This window comes from Enterococcus dispar ATCC 51266 (assembly GCF_000406945.1).
Taxonomy (GTDB): Bacteria; Bacillota; Bacilli; order Lactobacillales; family Enterococcaceae; genus Enterococcus_C; species Enterococcus_C dispar.
The window spans coordinates 2,089,355-2,103,068 of sequence record NZ_KE136354.1 but is presented as its reverse complement, the minus strand read 5'-3'; the positions used below and the strand labels follow the sequence as shown (position 1 = coordinate 2,103,068).

Genomic DNA, 13,714 nt, shown 5'->3' with positions numbered 1-13,714 from the left:
GGTGAAAAAACAACTGTTGCTTGTTGACGGCTACAATATGATTGGAGCTTGGCCAGAATTAGTCTCTTTAAAAAACGCGGAAAAGCTAGAAGATGCCAGAGAAACCTTGCTGAGTCTATTGTCTAATTATGCCAAATATGAAGGTTTGGAAATTATCGTCGTTTTTGATGCCCAATTTGTACCTGGAATTACCCAGCGCTATACCAAATATCAATTACAAGTTATTTTCACCGAAGAAGGGGAAACAGCGGATAGTTATATTGAACGCGTCGCCGGTGAGTTGAATAATGCGCTAACGCAAGTGACGGTAGCTACAAGTGACTTAGCAGAACAATGGGTCGTCTTTTCCCAAGGGGCTTTACGCACTTCCGCCCGAGAATTGTACAAGGCAGTACAAAAAACGAAGAAATTAATTTCTGAACATCAAGAAGATTTGAAATTTCGTGATTTTCGCCGCAACTCACCTTGGAATGAAGAACAACTTTCTGATTTGCAGCAAAAACTACAAGAACTAAGTAAAAAGAACTAAAAAAATTGTAATGATAATTAGCCCACCAGATGAAACTGGTTGGGCTTTTTTTCATGGTACAGTCAAAAAGCAAGAGAATTTGGGAGGAGGCATTAAAATGAGTTGGACAGATTTTAACCCCCAAGCAGTTTTGACCCAGATGGAAGTTTTTGAAAGGCTTTTTTATGATTATCGACCGGTTATCTATAAAGTAATGGGACGTTATTATTTACGTGACTTCGATTCGGATGATTGGTTGCAAGAAGGCCGCATTAGTTTCTTTTATTCCTTGTGTTCTTATGAAGAAGGTCGGGGTGTGTCTTTTGGTACCTTCTTCAAAAATAACTTTGAAAATAAAATAAAAAGCGAACTGCGAAAACAAGGCGCTTATAAAAGAAAAGGTATGGTCGAAGCCGTCTCGTTGGAAGAAAAAATCGCGCAAGAAGGGCCGGATTTTTTAGTAGACTACAATTACAGCATGGTTTTGGCCGAAGAACAGATTCTTTTAGAAGAAGAGCTGTGGGCATCTTTTCGTTTATTATCAGGATTGGAAGCGGATGTATTAGGGGCTTATTTAAGCGGTGAGCAATTGGAATATTATGCCTATAAAACGACCCTCAGTTATCAAAAGATTCGTTGTGCGTTAGAGCGGTCCAGAAGAAAAATACGGAAGCAAATAAAAGTAATGCCGTGAATTTTTTGGGGAAAGCGAACTTTTTAAAAAACAAAAAAATAACGAAAAATTGACTGTTGAAACGACAAATAAATTATGATAAACTTGATATTTTTGGTAAAATGTGATATAATGGTGGATGAGGTGAATGCGATGCCAACAACTTTAGCTTCTATCAAAAAAGATTTAGAATGTCGTATCGGCAGTGAAATTATGCTGGTAGCTCAAACTGGTCGTAAACGTCAGACTGAACGCAAAGGGATTTTGACTGAAACATACCCTTCTGTCTTCGTGGTCGATTTAGATCCAGAAGAAAATTCCTTCGAACGAGTTTCATATAGCTATTCAGATGTTTTAACTCGAACTGTCGAAATCGAATTTTTAGGAGAAACAATATAAAAAATTACGGAGGCTCAGATGAGCTTTCGTATTTTTTTTAATATGCAGACACAAAATGAGTTTCAAAAATTAGCGCTGGGTAAAATGAAAGATTTTTTATTATTAGGAGGTTACCAATGGAATATATTGTGAAAAGTTTTGCTGAATTAAGTACGAAAGAATTTTATCAATTGGCCAAAGAACGCGTAGCAGTGTTTGTTGTGGAACAAAATTGTCCTTATCAAGAAATCGATGAAACAGACGAAGTTGCATTGCATACCTATTTCCTTGATGAAAAAGGAGAAATTGCAGCATATACGCGGATTTATAGTGATAATGATACGGTCCATTTTGGACGTGTCTTGGTGACGGCAGCATTTCGAGGCACCGGTTTAGGCAAAAAAATTGTAGCAAAGACCTTGGAAGTAATCCATGAAAAATTTCCTGATCAAAAAATTGTGATAGGTGCGCAAGCTTACTTACAAGACTTTTATGGCGGCTTTGGCTTTAAAGCAATTTCAGAAGTGTATTTAGAAGACGATATTCCCCATATTGATATGGCCTTGTAAGCACTTTTCATTTCAGGAACATCGAATGTGAACTTATATAGCGAAAAAAACGCTTAAAACGGATTTTGAAGCGACACCAAGAGTTAGATAAGATATCTAACTTACCGGTGCCACTGCATTTTCCTTCCTAAGCGTTTTTTTTTATGCTGGAGAAACGTTCGATAGTCTTTTTTTAAAGATATGATGTATCTTTCTTTTTTGAGAGGACTTAATATTGCGAGTTATTTAAATCTTCCTGCGCTTTTTTAGCAACGGGTCCGCTTTGAGCTTCTAACAAATCGCGAATATCTTTTAGATAGTCTTCTGCAGTAATTTCTGGTTCTTCTTCGACGTCTTCTGTATGGCGTAACTCTTTGGCACGGTTGGCAAATTTTACAATAATAAATAAAACGAAACCAGTAATGATAAAGGTAATAATAGCACTGATGACATTGCCAAATTCGAATTTGACACCGTTAATTTTCACATCTAGAACATTCATAGCAGAATCCAAGTCGCCTTTTTTAGTAAATAAAGAAACAACCAGGCCAATAAGTGGCGTGATTAAACCTTCCACAACCTGATTCACGATGCTTGTAAAAGCACCTCCAATCACTACCCCAACGGCTAAGTCTAAGACATTGCCACGCATTAAAAACTCTTTAAATTCTTTAATCATCTGTTTTGCTCCTTTCTGTTATTACCCGCATCAAAAATGATGGAAAAAAATTTCCACTTGTCATGAAAAATCTGCATGAAAATGCGGATTACTAAAATTAGTATAACGAAGATTTTTAAATATTTGAAATAATATGAAACTAAGGAGCAAATAGGCTTAAAATCAATGGTTATCTAAGGGCTATGCTATAATTATAATGATGTCGTATTGACACCCAGTGGAGCTAAACATTCCATTTTTAAAAGCAAATATGGAATTTTTTGATCACAAAGTGAATCAAAATAATAAATTGCAGTGTATCAGCGCTTAAGAGCTGAAATTTTTTTAAGGAGCATCTATATGTCATTTGAATTAGGCAAAGGTATCAATCTTGAAGTGATACCCACCAAAAAGTATAAGACAACCCGGATTTTAATCCGTTTTTCTGCTCGCCACAGTGAAAAAACGGCAGCAGCCCGTACCTTGTTAACTAGCTTGTTAGAAACCAACAGTTTAAATTATCCTACCCAAAATGATTTGAGCACCCGTTTAGCTGAGCTTTATGGGGCTAGTTTTGGTGTAAGTGTGGCTAAAAAAGGGAATATTCATCAAGTGAATGTGGGCATGTCTATTGTTAACGGCAGTTATGTTGGCGAAGAAAATCTTTTAAATGAAGCCGTAACTTTTTTACAAGAAATCTTATTTGCACCCAATGTTAAAGAAGGTGCTTTTGATGAAAAAACGTTTGCTACTGAAAAAGAAAATTTGATTGCTTATTTAAAGAGTATGAAAGAAGATAAGCAAACTTATGCTTCTTTACGTGTCCAAGAACTATTTTTCCAAAATGATGCCGATCAAAAAGTACCAAGTTTTGGAACAGTGGCAACAGCGCAAGATTTAACAGCCACAGAATTAGTTTCTATTTATCAAAATATGATGACAGAAGATCAGATTGATATTTTTGTAATTGGTGATGTGCAACCGGAATCCGTGGAAGCAATTTTTGCTAAATTGCCCTTTGAAAATAGCGAGCGAGTAAAACCGGAAATTTTCTTTACCCAAAACCATAGCAATATTATCAACGAGCATGTCGAATATGACCAAGTTGTTCAAGCAAAATTGAATTTAGCTTATCAGATAGACACTTATTATGGGGATCCCAGCCGGTTTGCATTAATGGTTTTTAATGGTTTATTTGGCGGCTTTCCTCACTCCAAATTATTTATGAACGTTAGAGAAAAAGAGAGTTTGGCCTATTACGCCTCTTCTTCTTTTGACTCATTTCGGGGGATGTTAAAGGTCCAGACCGGAATTGACCAAGAAAAAAGAGAAGATGTTTTGCGTTTAATTAACGCGCAACTGGAAAGCTTAAGAAAAGGGGAAGTGACAACAGAAGAATTGGCCCAAACAAAAGCAATGTTAAAAAACCAATTTTTACTTTCACTCGATAATCCCCAAGCTTTGATGGAAAATGCTTATTTGAATTTGTGGTTGCCCCACACCAAAATGTCTGAAGATCAGTTTATTACAGGCATTGAAACAGTAACGGTTGAGTCTGTGCAGAAAATTGCTCTGGCAATGGAATTAAAAGCCATTTACTGTTTGGAAAGGAGTGAGGCATAATGAAAAAAGAATATAAAAAAATTAATGAGACTTTATATAGCGAAGTTTTACCCAATGGTTTGACAGTCTATTTATTGCCAAAACCGGGATTTCACAAAACGTATGGATTATTTACCACGGATTATGGCTCAATTGACAACCGCTTTATCCCGCGGGGACAAAAAGAATTTATCACGGTACCTGATGGCATAGCGCACTTTTTGGAGCACAAAATGTTTGAAAAAGAAACTGGGGATGTTTTTCAAGACTTTGGTAAACAAGGTGCTTCAGCAAATGCTTTTACAAGTTTCACCAAAACGAGCTATCTTTTTTCTGCGACGGATAATATTGATTTAAATCTGACGACCTTACTGGATTTTGTCCAAGCTCCTTATTTTACCGCTGAAAGTGTCAATAAGGAAAAGGGAATTATCGGTCAAGAAATTCAAATGTATCAAGATGATCCCAATTGGCGGCAATTTTTTGGTATTATTAACAATTTATATCCCGAACATCCGCTACACATCGATATTGCCGGAACGGTGGAAAGTATTGATGAGATTACAGCAGAAGATTTATATACTTGTTACAACACTTTTTATCATCCCAGCAATATGAAATTATTTGTGGTAGGCAATATTGATCCTGCTGAGATGATGACACTTATTAAAGAAAATCAAGCTGCTAAAGATTTTCCTGTTCCGCAACCGATCAAACGGGAATTTCCGGCTGAAACACTGACGGATATTAAAAAATCTGATTGTTTAGAAATGCCGGTAACACGGGCTAAAGGAATTTTGGGGATCAAAATGTTAACCACTGATTTACCAGCAGATAACCGTGAATTATTGCGCTTTAAAACTGCTACCAGCTTGCTCTGGCAACTGCTTTTAGGTTCGACTTCTAAAAACTATTTGCGCTTATATGACGCAGGTATCATTGACGATACATTTGGGTATGAGTTTAATTTAGACCGCACTTTTTGTTTTGCTGATTTTGGCGGGGATAGTGATGAACCACAGGAACTGACAAAAGCTGTACAAACTATTTTAATCAATTACGGCGAAGATTCTGAAATCAATGAGGCTAATTTAACTTTATTGAAAAAACGTATGATGGGAAAATTCTTCCAGTCGTTAAATTCTCTCGAATACATTGCCAATCAATTCAATCAAAATTTATTTGGTGATTTAACGCTCTTTGATTTACCTGAAATTATTCAGTCGATTACTTTAGAGGATATTTATGTTTGCGGACAGCGCTTGATAAATGAAGACGCAATGAGTGAATTTTTCATGTATCCCAAGGAGGATTAATCATGAAAAGTGCGCTTGTTATGGGAGCTAGCGGTGATATTGGTGAGGCAATTTGCCGCGCTTTAGCCCAAGATGGCTGGTCGTTATATTGCCACTACTATCGCAACGAAGAAAAAGTATTAAAATTTGTTAGCGACTTAAAGGAAACCTATCCCCAGCAAGATTTTTTTATGGTATGCTTAGATATGCTAGAAACCCCCGATATTCCGTCATTTTTGGCGGATTTGTTTCAAGTAGATGGCATTGTTTTTGCCGCCGGTTTTACCAAATATGGTTTGCTTTGTGAACATACACAACAAGATATGCGTCAGTTGTGGCAAATTCATTTGGAAACACCGCTGCTGATTTTGCAGGGCTTGGAAGAAAAATTACGGCGTTCTAGCCGACCAAGAATCGTTTTTGTCGGCTCTGTTTACGGTTTGTCTGGCAGTAGCTTAGAGACTGTTTATAGTGCAGTTAAAGGGGCCCAACAAAGTTTTGTGAATGCCTATGCAAAAGAGGTCGCCGCTAATGGTTGTACCGTCAATTGTATCGCACCAGGAGCTGTAGCAACGAAGATGAACGAAGGTTGGTCGCCTGCTGAGTTAAAACAATTAACAGATGAAATCCCGCTAGGAAGACTAGCATACGCCAAGGAAATCGCGGCAGCCGTAGCTTTTTTGTTTCAACCAGACGCCCAGTATATTACTGGTGCGACTATCCCTGTAACAGGAGGCTGGCTGCAATAAAGACTGGAGAGAATGTGTAAGTGGCAAATGAAGCAACAACTATCGGCGCAAGATTACGGCAAGCCCGTTTAAATAAGAATATTTCATTAGATGAATTACAACAGATAACTAAAATACAAAAACGTTATTTAGAAGCCATTGAAAGTGGGGACTTAGATGCATTGCCGGGCTCTTTTTACGAACGGGCTTTTGTGCGGCAATATGCCCAAGCAGTTGGTGAAGATGGTGAAAAACTGGTTGCCGTTTTAGCAGGCAAAGAATCTTTAACACCACCGCCTCCCAAAAGACCCCAGCCTGAAACCGTTCAAGGATCAAGAAAATCGCTACATGTTGAAGAACAAACCGGAAATCCGATTATGCGACTACTACCGGTTATTTTCTTTGGGTTAGTCGCCCTGGTAATTGTTGTCATCGTATTTTATATGACATGGCAAGATCGTAACAACCAAGATTCTCTGATTGCAGCCAATTCCTCTGTCACAGTGGAACAGGTCGCAACGCAAAGTTCCACCAAAGCGTCAGAGTCTACCTCAGAGTCAAAAAAGCAGACAGAAAGTACGACGAAAGAATCCACGAAAGAGTCCACCAAAGAAAAAGAAATGGCGGTTAAATTGGATAGCAATACGCAAAGTGATGCTGTTTTTAGTCTGACCGATGCGAAAACACCCGTTAAATTAGATTTTGTCGGTAGTGCCAATGGACCTTGTTGGATCGGGGTTTTAGTGAATAATGGTTACGTTTACCAATATACCCTGCAAGCGGGTGAGTCACAGTCAACCACGTTACCTGATGGCGCCACCAATGCCACTATCGTCTTAGGAGCAAGTGGTAATTTGACGATTAAGGCTAACGGCAAAGACTTAAATTATACGGTTCCTAACATTCCGGCCTTACGTAAAAATGTAACGTTGAACATTGCGTATCAAAAAGCGGATTAGACAGTCTTGAATTAGAAAAGGAGATTTTTTCAATTGAATTTACCCAATAAGTTGACGGTGATTAGAATCTGTATGATTCCAATTTTTATCTTGATTTTAGTTTTACCTTTGGATTTTGGCACGCTAACAGTAGGGGACACGATGTTGCCAACCACGCATTTAGTAGCTGCTATTATTTTTGCGGTAGCAAGTTTTACCGACTGGTTAGATGGCCATATTGCCCGTGCCCGTGGTTTAGTGACCAACTTTGGCAAATTTGCCGATCCTTTGGCCGATAAGATGTTGGTAATGACTGCTTTTATTTTATTAGTAGACTTGAACAAAGCCCCAGGCTGGGTTGTGGCCATTATCGTTTGTCGCGAGTTAGCAGTCACGGGTTTACGTTTGTTACTGGTTGAAGGTGGCGAAGTGATGGCTGCTGCGTGGCCAGGAAAAGTTAAAACGGCTACCCAAATGCTAGCGATTATTTTCTTATTTTTAAATAATATTCCCTTTAATCTAATCGGTATTCCCGTGGATCAAATTTTACTTTATGCCTGCTTGATTTTTACAATTTATTCAGGAATTGATTATTTTGCCAAAAATACCGCTGTCTTTAAAGGTTCTATGTAAAAGCGAAATAGTAGTGGGGAAATTTTTATTTCAAATTGAACCCCTTCAAAATGAGGTGCTGTGAAATGAATTTTATTTTACAGTGCCTCGTTGTTTTTTTACCTAAATGCGTATATGAAAGTGAGGAGACACAATGAAAGCAGAAATTATTGCGGTTGGGACAGAAATTTTATTGGGTCAAGTTGTGAATACCAATGCGACTTTTCTTTCAGAAGAATTAGCAGATCTTGGGATTGAAGTCTATTACCATAGCGTGGTAGGAGATAATCCCGAACGTTTAGAAAGTCTATTAAAAACAGCTGATCAGCGGAGCGATTTAGTGGTTTTATGTGGAGGGTTGGGACCTACTACAGACGATTTAACCAAAGATGTTGTCGCCGCTCATGTTGGTCAACGTTTAGTCGAAGATGCAGCCGGGCGTAAAGAATTAGAAACTTTTTTCACGCGCGCTAAGCGGGAAATGACAGCCAATAATTTAAGACAAGTACTGGTTTTTGAAGACGGGAATGCTTTGCCCAATGAAACTGGGCTGGCAATTGGTATTTTTTACCAAAGCCCGACCACTGCTTTCTTACTTTTGCCAGGACCGCCATCTGAGTTACGGCCGATGTTTTTACACCATGGCAAAGCGTTATTACAAGAAAAATTTCCCCAACAAGAGCAATTAATTTCCCGCGTCTTACGTTTTTATGGCATTGGGGAGTCGAAATTAGTCACTCAATTGGCGCAACTAATTGAAAATCAGACGAATCCTACAATTGCGCCTTATGCTAAACCCAATGAGGTGACGTTACGATTAACGGTTAAGACCCAAGATGAAAAGAGCGGCCAAAAATTATTGGATGAAACAGAAGCTGCGATTAAAGAGGAGGTGGGGGAATATTTTTACGGTTACGGCGAGGAAAATTCTCTGGAAGCCGTCGTTGTAAAATTATTACAAGACAAGGGCTGCACTGTAACTGCTGCTGAAAGTTTAACTGCTGGACTCTTTCAAGCCACCCTTGCCAATGTGAGTGGCGCTTCCCAAATTTTTAGCGGCGGATTTGTCACTTATGCTAAAGAACAAAAAGAAAAATTATTGCAAATTAATCCAAATTTATTGGCAGAACATGGCGTGGTCAGTGAAGCCTGTGCCAAGGCCATGGCTCAAAATGCTAGAGAAATTATCGGCGCTGATTATGCCCTAAGTTTCACCGGTGTGGCTGGTCCAAATGAATTGGAAGGTCAGCCTGCAGGAACTGTTTGGATTGGTTTAGCGAGCGAAAAAGAAGTAGTTGCCTACTTGTATCACTTTACCCGCGACCGGAGTTATGTACGCCATAGTGCCGTAATGGCGGGGCTAGACCTACTGCGCCACGCTGTTTTGAAAAAATAAAAGTAGAAAAGCGAACAAAAGATTAATATCTTTTAACATGCGAAAATACGTTCGCTTTTTCTTGCTTTTTTGACTTAGAAAGGCTATTATTAAACAGTAGTTAGGAGATAATTTCTCTTAAGAAGTCACTATGTTTTTATGGATGGATACCGTTTCGCTTCAAAAGATGAGGCTTTTGATAGATAGATGAAAAGATAATGGAGGGAATTTATTTGGCAGATGATCGCAAATCAGCTTTAGATGCTGCATTAAAAAAAATTGAGAAAAACTACGGTAAAGGTGCCGTAATGAAATTAGGAGAAAAAGCCGACCAACAAATTTCGACTATTCCAAGTGGCTCACTTGCGTTAGACGTAGCTTTAGGTGTGGGTGGCTATCCCCGCGGCCGAATTGTTGAAATCTACGGCCCTGAAAGTTCTGGTAAAACAACAGTAGCTTTACATGCTATTGCCGAAGTGCAAAAAAATGGCGGAACTGCTGCTTTTATTGATGCAGAACATGCCTTAGACCCGTTATATGCACAAAACTTAGGCGTTAATATTGATGAATTGCTATTATCGCAACCAGATACAGGAGAACAAGGATTAGAAATTGCTGATGCTTTAGTTTCCAGTGGTGCGATTGATATCGTTGTAATCGATTCTGTTGCCGCTTTAGTACCACGAGCAGAAATTGATGGCGAAATGGGAGATGCCCATGTGGGGCTACAAGCACGTTTGATGTCTCAAGCGTTGCGTAAACTTTCAGGTTCTATTAATAAAACCAAAACAATTGCTGTCTTTATTAACCAAATTCGTGAAAAAGTTGGTATCATGTTTGGGAACCCTGAAACAACTCCTGGGGGCCGGGCTCTGAAATTCTACGCAACCATTCGCTTAGAAGTACGCCGGGCAGAACAATTAAAATCTGGTACCGATATTATTGGGAACCGGACAAAAATCAAAGTTGTTAAAAACAAAGTCGCTCCGCCATTTAAAGTCGCTGAAGTGGACTTGATGTATGGCCAAGGTATCTCTCAAGAAGGCGAACTGTTGGATATGGCATCTGAACAAGATATTGTTGATAAAAGTGGTGCTTGGTATTCTTATAAAGGCGATCGCATTGGTCAAGGTCGTGACAACGCGAAGAACTACATGAAAGAACATCCTGAAATGAAAGCTGAAATCTCAACGCGTGTCAGAGAAGCTTACGGGATTGGCGATGGTAGTGAAGTTCCTGAAAAAGCGCAAGAAGAATTACCTTTAGATTAATGAAAAAAGAGGTTGTGACAGAAGTAGTTAGTTTCAAGAAATAAGAAGGAATTTAAGAAAATTGCTGTACAAATTTTTGGCTTATTTCTGAAGAATTTGCTTCTGGAACACCGTTTATTTGAAAAAAAGAGGTTGTGATAAATTTTTATCACAACCTCTTTTTTTGGCTTTAATAGTATTTTTCAAGAACGTGTGTCTTGATGTTTCAAATATTTATGACATCTTTTTAGTAGAATTTATTTATGAAAAATAGTTCAGGTAAAGATACTGATATTTAGCGTACACTAACAGCTAAATGTGAAACGTTATATGCAGTTTCAAAGTTTTTAGCCGTAATCCAACTTGGCCCGAAGACGGGATCAACGACATGATAAAAGCCATTTTTATAACCATCCATTGTGACAACATGGCGATTCCAAAGCGCATCACCCCAAAACAAGTGTTTATGTTCCGCTGGTTCAAAAGCATAAGTAACCCACACGATAACCGGATTTGCGTTGGCTACTTCATTTTTCAACATTTGAACGGTAGCACCTGTCAGATTTACTAATTTGCCACCGTTTTTATTGCCCCATTTAACTACGGGTGCTGGATTCATTCCCTGATACGTACCATTAACGTTATGCCGCCATTCGCCAGAAAAGCCATTATTGGGATTGTTGTTAGAAGAAACTGGCATCGACTTCACAAAAGTCATTAAATTTTGTTTGGTTGCGATCCCTTTATAATGTAGGGATTCTAACAGTGAAGCGCCTTCGCATAACATAGTATTACCTTGATTAATATAAGGGACACCCAATAAAACTACTTTACCAGGCTTCGGAGCAGCTGTAATTGCAGTAGCACCACTATTGATATAGCCTAACCAACTTCCTTTTGTATTGTATAAAGAATAATATGTTGACCCATTAAAATGGTGATAATAACCTTTAGCGAGAATTGTTTGCTTAGCAATACTATTGGCCGAACTTTTGAATTGCCAACTAAAATTGCGCCAGACTGTCCAATTTTTAGTAATTTTAACGTATTTATTTAAACTATGATAATAACCCTGCGGTACTACTTCTTTCACGCCGCCAGCATTCAAATAGCCTAACCACTTATTGTTATTATCATAAAGTGAGTAGTAAGTTGCACCGTTAAAATGTTTGTAGTAGCCACTTACTTTTACGACGCGATTATTAAGTGTAGCGGCTTTGTATTTGGCTTGACCGTTAAAGTTATTCCATATTGTCCAAGACGGTTTCGTGACGGTGACGTATTTTGTGGTAGCATGCCATAAACCTTGTATGGGGACTGTTTTGGTTGCGCCAGCATTCAAATAGCCCACCCATTTATCTTGATTATTATATAAAGAGTAGTAGGTCGCTCCGTTTTGGTGGAGATACACCACTTTTACATGCAATAGTGTATTGATATAAATGGCACTAACAGCCCGCTTATGCCAAGAAAAATTTGACCAAATAGTGTAGTTTTTATTAGTAATTTGAATATAAAAATTTGCTTTTTTTGCTTTGATGGGGGTATTTGCCGCTGTCTTTTTAGCACCGGATTTTGTAGTACTGGTTTTTTGTGGTTCATTTTCTATTACTGTCGCTGTTCTACCTTGTGGACTGACTTCTTCTTTACTGATAGAACTTTCTGTCATTTGTCCTGTAGCAGAAATTACAGCCTGTGGGATAGAACTGCTTCTTACTACAGCGCTACTTTCAAAAGTATCATTATAATCGGTAGTACTAGATTGGATAGAGGGAGCATCGCTACTGGTTGGTTCTGTTGTCTTTGCTTGAGTTGACATAGGAGCAAGACTTAGCAGGATTAATAACGCCAATCCTCCTAAAAAGATCTTCTTATTTTTCATTTTCTTAACGCCAACCTTTATTTTATTTTTAAAACAATTGTTATTATATACCTGCTTTAAAAAGACGGAAAATAAAAATCGTTCACTTGTTGTTTTTATATTTATAGAGAAGATATATCTTTATGAAGATATATCTTCATTTAGCTTTTCTTATTGTGAACAAAATATGAAAAAAGATATACCATTTCTAAAATTTGTTGCATCTTATCTAAAGTTTGTTTCTTACTTCAGACAATTGAAAGCGGTATTATTACTACGTCAGGGAGGCGTAGTCCAAGTCTTCTGTTAGTAGAAAAATTAAAGGAGGTTTAAAGATGAAGAAAAGAAAAAAAGTGAGCTTTTGGCAAAATGTGTGGCGTTATAAAGCTTTGATTTTAATGGCATTGCCAGGATTTGTTTGGTTTATCTTTTTCTTTTATATACCGGTGTTTGCCAATGTGGTAGCTTTTAAAGATTTTCACATTTCACCCAATGGTTTCATTGATAGTTTGGTAACGAGTAAGTGGGTTGGCTTTGAGAATTTTAAATTCTTATTTGCTTCAAAAGATGCGTGGTTAATTACCCGTAATACTATTGCTTACAACGTAGTTTTCTTAGCATTCAATTTATTTTTTGCGATTGCTTTTGCAATTATTATGAGTGAATTACGCAATAAAAAATTGGTGAAAGTTTACCATACGATGTCTCTTTTACCTTATTTTTTATCTTGGGTTGTAATCGGTTACTTTTTATATGCCTTTTTAAGCCCAGACAAAGGGATTTTCAATTTATGGTTGACCAATAACGGTAAGAATCCTGTTAACTGGTACACAGATCCAACCTGGTGGCCGCTGATTTTTGTCGTGATGAATGTCTGGAAGAGCTTAGGTTATAACAGTATCATCTACTATGCTTCTGTGATGGGAATTGACCCGACGTATTATGAAGCTGCAATGGTGGACGGAGCTTCCAAATGGCAACAAATTAAAAATGTTACTATTCCGCAAATTGTCCCAATGATGATGGTCTTGTTGATTTTAAACATCGGCGGTATTTTTAGAGCAGACTTTGGGATGTTTTATAACTTGCCGCGAAATAACGGCGCCTTGTATCAAGTAACATCAGTTTTGGATACTTACATCTATAACGGCTTAACCGCCACCGGAGACATTGGGATGTCTTCAGCCGCTAGTTTGTATCAATCAGTGGTCGGAGCAATTTTATTATTAGGCACAAACTTTGTGGTTCGTCGGATCGAACCAGATTCAGCATTATTCTAAGGAGGAGC

At 38.1% G+C, this 13,714-nt stretch carries 14 protein-coding genes; 12 read left to right on the top strand and 2 right to left on the bottom strand.

Annotated elements, in window-relative coordinates:
- The first annotated feature begins 1 nt into the window (after nucleotide 1).
- From RK01_RS09940 to RK01_RS09925, 4 genes are all read left to right on the top strand, one after another.
- A complete protein-coding gene (locus RK01_RS09940; protein ID WP_016173150.1) occupies nucleotides 2-529 on the top strand; it encodes an NYN domain-containing protein in 528 nt (175 codons plus the stop codon).
- A 97-nt stretch (nucleotides 530-626) separates the two neighbouring features.
- Nucleotides 627-1,202 (top strand): sigma-70 family RNA polymerase sigma factor, encoded by a 576-nt coding sequence (locus RK01_RS09935; protein WP_016173149.1) that lies wholly within the window; start codon nucleotides 627-629, stop codon nucleotides 1,200-1,202.
- A gap of 132 nt (nucleotides 1,203-1,334) precedes the next feature.
- Nucleotides 1,335-1,580, top strand: coding sequence for a Veg family protein (locus tag RK01_RS09930; RefSeq protein WP_016173148.1), 246 nt, complete (start codon nucleotides 1,335-1,337; stop codon nucleotides 1,578-1,580).
- A 116-nt stretch (nucleotides 1,581-1,696) separates the two neighbouring features.
- Nucleotides 1,697-2,128 carry a GNAT family N-acetyltransferase gene (locus tag RK01_RS09925; RefSeq protein WP_016173146.1) on the top strand — a complete coding sequence of 144 codons (432 nt, stop codon included), beginning with the start codon at nucleotides 1,697-1,699 and terminating at the stop codon, nucleotides 2,126-2,128.
- 208 nt (nucleotides 2,129-2,336) lie between these two features.
- Here RK01_RS09925 and mscL read toward each other — a convergent pair whose 3' ends face one another.
- Complete coding sequence (gene mscL, locus RK01_RS09920) at nucleotides 2,337-2,786, bottom strand: large conductance mechanosensitive channel protein MscL (RefSeq protein ID WP_016173145.1); 450 nt, start codon at nucleotides 2,784-2,786, stop codon at nucleotides 2,337-2,339.
- A 339-nt stretch (nucleotides 2,787-3,125) separates the two neighbouring features.
- Between mscL and yfmF the strand changes: the two genes are divergently transcribed.
- The 7 genes from yfmF to recA all read left to right on the top strand — a co-directional run bounded on the left by yfmF (nucleotide 3,126) and on the right by recA (nucleotide 10,586).
- A complete protein-coding gene (gene yfmF, locus RK01_RS09915; protein ID WP_016173144.1) occupies nucleotides 3,126-4,388 on the top strand; it encodes an EF-P 5-aminopentanol modification-associated protein YfmF in 1,263 nt (420 codons plus the stop codon).
- Entirely contained in the window at nucleotides 4,385-5,683 is a 1,299-nt protein-coding gene (gene yfmH, locus RK01_RS09910) for an EF-P 5-aminopentanol modification-associated protein YfmH (protein ID WP_211212165.1), read from the top strand. Before yfmF ends, yfmH begins: the two co-directional genes overlap by 4 nt.
- A gap of 2 nt (nucleotides 5,684-5,685) precedes the next feature.
- Nucleotides 5,686-6,411, top strand: coding sequence for an elongation factor P 5-aminopentanone reductase (gene ymfI / locus RK01_RS09905; protein ID WP_016173142.1), 726 nt, complete (start codon nucleotides 5,686-5,688; stop codon nucleotides 6,409-6,411).
- A 20-nt stretch (nucleotides 6,412-6,431) separates the two neighbouring features.
- The gene (locus RK01_RS09900; RefSeq protein WP_016173141.1) at nucleotides 6,432-7,349 is read left to right on the top strand and encodes a helix-turn-helix domain-containing protein; all 918 of its coding nucleotides are present in this window, start codon (nucleotides 6,432-6,434) and stop codon (nucleotides 7,347-7,349) included.
- Nucleotides 7,350-7,382: 33 nt separating this feature from the next.
- On the top strand, nucleotides 7,383-7,961 hold the full coding sequence (gene pgsA, locus RK01_RS09895) for a CDP-diacylglycerol--glycerol-3-phosphate 3-phosphatidyltransferase (protein WP_016173140.1): 579 nt from the start codon (nucleotides 7,383-7,385) through the stop codon (nucleotides 7,959-7,961).
- Between the two features lie 133 nt (nucleotides 7,962-8,094).
- The gene (locus RK01_RS09890) at nucleotides 8,095-9,336 is read left to right on the top strand and encodes a competence/damage-inducible protein A (RefSeq protein ID WP_016173139.1); all 1,242 of its coding nucleotides are present in this window, start codon (nucleotides 8,095-8,097) and stop codon (nucleotides 9,334-9,336) included.
- Nucleotides 9,337-9,548: 212 nt separating this feature from the next.
- Nucleotides 9,549-10,586, top strand: a complete 1,038-nt coding sequence (gene recA / locus RK01_RS09885) for a recombinase RecA (RefSeq protein ID WP_016173138.1) — start codon at nucleotides 9,549-9,551, stop codon at nucleotides 10,584-10,586.
- A gap of 274 nt (nucleotides 10,587-10,860) precedes the next feature.
- On the opposite strand, the gene RK01_RS09880 is transcribed toward recA, so the two are convergent.
- Nucleotides 10,861-12,447 (bottom strand): C39 family peptidase, encoded by a 1,587-nt coding sequence (locus tag RK01_RS09880; protein ID WP_016173137.1) that lies wholly within the window; start codon nucleotides 12,445-12,447, stop codon nucleotides 10,861-10,863.
- A gap of 314 nt (nucleotides 12,448-12,761) precedes the next feature.
- On the opposite strand from RK01_RS09880, the gene RK01_RS09875 reads away from it, so the two are divergent.
- A complete protein-coding gene (locus tag RK01_RS09875) occupies nucleotides 12,762-13,706 on the top strand; it encodes an ABC transporter permease (RefSeq protein ID WP_016173136.1) in 945 nt (314 codons plus the stop codon).
- Nucleotides 13,707-13,714 lie beyond the last annotated feature (8 nt).

Bases quoted from the DNA above. Each gene is read 5' to 3' on its own strand.
- RK01_RS09925 (WP_016173146.1), top strand. From the start codon at position 1,697: ATGGAATATATTGTGAAAAGTTTTGCTGAATTAAGTACGAAAGAATTT.
- RK01_RS09890 (WP_016173139.1), top strand. From the start codon at position 8,095: ATGAAAGCAGAAATTATTGCGGTTGGGACAGAAATTTTATTGGGTCAA.
- ymfI (WP_016173142.1), top strand. From the start codon at position 5,686: ATGAAAAGTGCGCTTGTTATGGGAGCTAGCGGTGATATTGGTGAGGCA.
- mscL (WP_016173145.1), bottom strand. From the start codon at position 2,786: ATGATTAAAGAATTTAAAGAGTTTTTAATGCGTGGCAATGTCTTAGAC.
- RK01_RS09880 (WP_016173137.1), bottom strand. From the start codon at position 12,447: ATGAAAAATAAGAAGATCTTTTTAGGAGGATTGGCGTTATTAATCCTG.
- yfmF (WP_016173144.1), top strand. From the start codon at position 3,126: ATGTCATTTGAATTAGGCAAAGGTATCAATCTTGAAGTGATACCCACC.
- RK01_RS09935 (WP_016173149.1), top strand. From the start codon at position 627: ATGAGTTGGACAGATTTTAACCCCCAAGCAGTTTTGACCCAGATGGAA.
- RK01_RS09930 (WP_016173148.1), top strand. From the start codon at position 1,335: ATGCCAACAACTTTAGCTTCTATCAAAAAAGATTTAGAATGTCGTATC.
- RK01_RS09875 (WP_016173136.1), top strand. From the start codon at position 12,762: ATGAAGAAAAGAAAAAAAGTGAGCTTTTGGCAAAATGTGTGGCGTTAT.